This window comes from Chitinophaga sp., assembly GCF_036569125.1.
Taxonomy (GTDB): Bacteria; Bacteroidota; Bacteroidia; order Chitinophagales; family Chitinophagaceae; genus Chitinophaga.
This window is the reverse complement of record NZ_DATCRF010000178.1, coordinates 1-4,570: the sequence shown is the minus strand read 5'-3', so window position 1 is coordinate 4,570 and position 4,570 is coordinate 1. Positions and strand designations below refer to the sequence as shown.

5 protein-coding genes are annotated in these 4,570 nt (G+C 49.3%); 4 read left to right on the top strand and 1 reads right to left on the bottom strand.

Annotated elements, in window-relative coordinates; genetic code table 11:
• Nucleotides 1–656, bottom strand: a 656-nt coding sequence (locus VIM87_RS06460) for a homoserine O-acetyltransferase family protein (protein WP_331996184.1), incomplete at its 3' end; no start/stop codon positions are given.
• Nucleotides 657–942: 286 nt separating this feature from the next.
• On the opposite strand from VIM87_RS06460, the gene VIM87_RS06455 reads away from it, so the two are divergent.
• The 4 genes from VIM87_RS06455 (at nucleotide 943) to VIM87_RS06440 (ending at nucleotide 3,936) form a co-directional block, all read left to right on the top strand.
• The gene (locus tag VIM87_RS06455) at nucleotides 943–1,371 is read left to right on the top strand and encodes an OsmC family protein (RefSeq protein ID WP_331996183.1); all 429 of its coding nucleotides are present in this window, start codon (nucleotides 943–945) and stop codon (nucleotides 1,369–1,371) included.
• Between the two features lie 90 nt (nucleotides 1,372–1,461).
• Nucleotides 1,462–2,649 carry a trans-sulfuration enzyme family protein gene (locus tag VIM87_RS06450; RefSeq protein WP_331996182.1) on the top strand — a complete coding sequence of 396 codons (1,188 nt, stop codon included), beginning with the start codon at nucleotides 1,462–1,464 and terminating at the stop codon, nucleotides 2,647–2,649.
• Nucleotides 2,650–2,703: 54 nt separating this feature from the next.
• Nucleotides 2,704–3,333, top strand: a complete 630-nt coding sequence (locus VIM87_RS06445) for a hypothetical protein (protein ID WP_331996181.1) — start codon at nucleotides 2,704–2,706, stop codon at nucleotides 3,331–3,333.
• A gap of 6 nt (nucleotides 3,334–3,339) precedes the next feature.
• The gene (locus tag VIM87_RS06440) at nucleotides 3,340–3,936 is read left to right on the top strand and encodes a hypothetical protein (RefSeq protein WP_331996180.1); all 597 of its coding nucleotides are present in this window, start codon (nucleotides 3,340–3,342) and stop codon (nucleotides 3,934–3,936) included.
• The last annotated feature ends 634 nt before the right edge of the window (nucleotides 3,937–4,570 follow it).

Sequence of the window (4,570 nt, the reverse complement as noted above, 5' to 3'; positions counted from 1 at the left end):
GATTGGGTGCGCACAAAGGTCTGGTAATTCCGGTAGGTAAGCATCCCAATGGCGCGGGCAGCTTTCAGGCCACGGGCGCCGGCTTGTGGAGTAGCATCCTGCCAGGAGCAATCCGCCTCAATGGCCAGGCGCTGGGCGGTATGAATAGCAATACCCCAGGCGCTTTCCGATGCCCCGGTACACAGCAGGAACAGCTTTTCAATGGCAGCTGGTTCGGCTAATGCCCATTCCAGCACCTGGTAGCCGCCCATAGAGCCACCTATCAGCAGGTGTATCTTGTCAATACCCAGGTGTTTACGCAGCAGGATGTGTGCCTGCACCATATCCCGGATGGTAACAGTAGGAAAGGTCTGGAAATAGGGATGCCCGGTGGCCTGGTTGTGCGTCAGGGGGCCTGAGCTGCCGTAGCAGGAGCCCAGGATATTGGCGCACACAATAAAGTGTTTCGCCGGGTCAATTACGCAATTATCGCCGATCAGGCCTGCCCACCAGCTAACCACGTCGGAGTTGGCCGTCAGCGCATGGCATACCCATACAACATTGCTGCCATCCGCGTTCAGCGTACCATAAGTATGATAGGCGATGCGTAATTCGGGAAGTATGGCTCCCGATTCCAGTGTAAATGCTTCCTTTATATGTAATACATTCGCGGACAACCCCAAAAAATTTGCGCGAAACTACGTAAGAAAGCTAAAAGCACAAAGCATAAAGCTGAAAGCTTTCCCGCATTATCTGTCTAAAACCACCTAAAAGCATAAAGCACAAGGCCCAAAACCCAAAGCATAATGCTGTCCACAGTCTTCCCATCCGGGTCGCATTTCCCTAGTCAATCTCCCCTCGAAATCACCTTCTCCTGCATCCCCATCCCTACCAATCCCTTTTTGCTTTCCGCTTTCAGCTTTGAGCATTTTAAAGTAATTTTGCACCCAAATTCAAGAACGTATGAAGATCTCACTAAAAAGGATAGACGACGGATTCAATATGGAAGCTACGGACGAGAACGGGCATAGTGTGCTGATGGATTCATCCGTAGAGAATGGCGGCAACAATAACGGCGTACGCCCCATGCAGATGCTCATTATGGGCCTGGGTGGCTGCTCCGCCATTGATGTGGTTATGATCCTGAAAAAACAACGCCAGGAGATCACTGATTTCCGGATCGAGATTGAAGCTGAACGCGAAAAAGGTAAAGAGCCCAGCATCTGGGAAACCGCTAAGATCGTATTCTACCTGGATGGAAAGGTAGATCCTGATAAAGCTGCCCGCGCCGTAGAACTCTCCATGAACAAATACTGTTCTGTAGCAGAAACCCTGCGCCGCTCCGGCACCAATCTTACCTGGGAAACAAGGGTTAATCAGGCTCAAAGCTAAAAGCACATAGCATAAAGCCTTGAATGCATAATCTTCGCGCCAACCGCTTTTTGCTTTCTGCTTTATCCCTTCAGCTTCAAAAACATAGCAATGAACGACGACAAAAAATACCAGCCCGATACAGAAGCCATCCGCATACAAACGGAAAGAACCTGGCAAATGGAACATTCCACCCCCATGTTCCTGACCTCCAGCTTCTGCTATGATAATGTAGAGGAAATGCGGGCCACCTTTGCCGATGAAACGGACTTCAACATTTACAGCCGTTTCAGCAATCCTAACGTAGACGAGTTCGTGCAAAAAGTATGTGCGCTGGAACAGGCAGAAGCCGGTTACGCCACTGCCTCCGGTATGAGCGCCATCTTCGCCAGCTTTATGGCCCTTATGAAGGCCGGCGATCATTTGCTGTCGGCCCGTGCCATCTTCGGATCTACCCACACGGTGGTTACCAAGTTCCTGCCTAAATGGGGCATTTCATATGATTACTTTGATGTAACCCGCCCCGAAACGGTGGAAGCGCTCATCAAGCCCAACACAAAGATGATCTTTGTGGAAACGCCCACTAACCCGGGCCTGGATGTAATTGATATGCAATTCCTGGCAGATCTTGCCAATAAGCACAACATTATTCTGAATGTAGATAACTGCTTTGCCACACCGGTGCTGCAAAAACCTATCCTGGCCGGCGCGCACCTGGTTACACACTCCGCTACCAAGTGGATGGATGGGCAGGGCCGCGTATTGGGCGGAGCCGTAGTAGGCAAAAAGGAGCTCATAAAAGAGATCTATGCCTTCTGCCGCAGCACCGGGCCTTCTATGTCGCCGTTCAATGCCTGGGTGCTCAGCAAAAGCCTGGAAACCCTGCATGTACGTATGGAACGCCACTGCGCCAGCGCCCTTGCACTGGCCCAGGCATTGGAGAAAAATACGCAGCTGAACTGGGTGCGTTATCCTTTCCTGGAAAGCCATCCGCAGTATGCCATAGCCAAAAAGCAAATGACCGGCGGTGGTGGTATTGTTTGTTTCGAGCTGAAAGGCGGACTGGAACAGGGCAAACGCTTCCTGGATGCGCTGAAAATGCTTACGCTCACTGCTAACCTGGGCGATAGCCGCAGTATTGCATCTCACCCGGCCAGCACTACACATGCCAAGCTTACTGAAGAGGAACGCATAAACGTAGGTATAACGCCAGGGTTTATACGAATTTCTGTAGGACTGGAAAACATAAAGGATATTCTGGAAGATATTGAACAGGCGCTGGAAGCGTCAAAAGCTTAGTAATACCACAAGCAGTCCTGTACCTTAGTGGTGCAGGACTGCCAACCTATATTTATGAACACGAGAGGGACATTACAATACCTGTTAACCATTATTTTATTTTTCACAGGACTTACCTATACCCGTGCGCAACAGTATGATCATAAGATCATTGCTATTTTACCTATTAACGCTCATTCCTATAAGCTGGCGCCGTCCGCTAACGACAGTGCCTTTCAGCAGGCTTGGGCCCGTGAAGCCTCTTTAGGCATAGATGTGCAGGAAGCCTTGTTCAACAGCATTACAGCTGATTCAAGCAAGCTGCTCGTCGATGTACAGGACTGGCGTGTAACGGATTCCTTGCTGCAAATGGCCAGGCTGGATCTCAGGAAAGTAACCTATATGGATAAAGTGCAGCTTGCACAGCTGCTGAAGGTAGATGCTATATTGGCAGGCAAGCTGGAGATCATCGATCTGAAAAAATATGGTACTAACAGCATGGCCAATGTATCAGTAACTTTAGGCGTAATGCAATTAATGGGTGCGCAGCGCAGGTTAACCATGCAATTATATGATGGCCCTTCCGGTAATGAGCTATGGAGCTTTGAGAAAACAGTTCAGTCAAACAAGCTTTTCGACCGAGATAAAAAGATAGAAGATAAGCTCTTCAGGTCTTTCGTTAAAAAATTCCCTTATACCCGCTAATACCCAATGAACAAAAAGAGCTACGTGATAGCGGCATTTGTAATGCTGCTGTTAACTGCCGGCCGGCTAAAGGCCCAGCAAGGTGCACAGGATGCAGGCCCCGATTACAAGACCATTGCCATTTTACCTTTCCGCATAGCTGCTCCCAGTATGGATGCTGTTAGCCAGGATTCAATTTTGTGCCTGCAGGTACAACAAGCCTTTTACAACTCTTATATGAGTGATAAGGAAAGCTGGATGGTGACCGTGCAGGACTGGCAGGTAACCGATTCATTGCTGCATCGCGCCGGCATTGACTTCCGGCGCTCCAGTTTCATGGACAAATCCGCCCTTGCAGCCTTGTTAAAGGTAGATGCCGTTATAACCGGTGAGCTGAACCGCGTACATACCACCGGCCACACCGTTGGTGCGCAGCTGTTAGGTACTGACCGGATCAAATTCTCTGTCAGTAAATTATACGTATTTCTGTATGATGGCAAAACAGGCGATCGGCTTTGGAGCTTTAATAAGGGGATCCGCGCAGAGGACCTGATCGGCAACAACTACAGTCTTAATAAGGAGTTGTACCAGGCCTTTACCCGGAAATTCCCCTTAGTTGATTGAACATCCGGTATCTGGTACTAAACATCATCCGGGCATACCGGGCATAATATAGGCATAGATCCGGACCTGATAACATGGGCTAACAAAGAAAGAACTTTATTAAGGCTGCAATCATTCATCATGTATAATGTGCATGGTATACATATAGCGTATGTGGACGAGGGCATACACGCGTACACAGCGTACATAATGTAACGAACTACCGTACATGATCGCACTATTTCCCCGCATTTTTTGCATGCCCAAACTCCGGCCCTTGGCCGCCGCGCCCCGCTTGATGCCGCCCCATCAAACCCATACCCCTTACACGACATTCACAGTCCAATAGTCATCCGAACAGGCGGGCGCAGGCCGGGTTGGGCATGCAAAAAATGAGGCCACAAGGGCATCAATCGCCCAAAGCATCTCTCCAAACCAGCCAAAATAAGATCCGCAACAAAGGTCAATCGCTTTTTGCTTTCTGCTTTATCCTTTCAGCTCCAAACAATTCCCCTCTCAGATAACAATATTTTCTATAATTTCCGGTCATGAAATTCCTGGCCTCTCTAATCCTCATTGTTGCCCTGAGCTATGCGGGCGGTTTATTCCTCGACTGGTGGTCCATAGTACTGGCCCCTTTCCTCGTAGCCCTCAT

What these genes read in the sequence shown, in the direction of transcription:
- VIM87_RS06440 (WP_331996180.1), top strand. Translation starts at nt 3,340, where the DNA reads ATGAACAAAAAGAGCTACGTGATAGCGGCATTTGTAATGCTGCTGTTA.
- VIM87_RS06455 (WP_331996183.1), top strand. Translation starts at nt 943, where the DNA reads ATGAAGATCTCACTAAAAAGGATAGACGACGGATTCAATATGGAAGCT.
- VIM87_RS06445 (WP_331996181.1), top strand. Translation starts at nt 2,704, where the DNA reads ATGAACACGAGAGGGACATTACAATACCTGTTAACCATTATTTTATTT.
- VIM87_RS06450 (WP_331996182.1), top strand. Translation starts at nt 1,462, where the DNA reads ATGAACGACGACAAAAAATACCAGCCCGATACAGAAGCCATCCGCATA.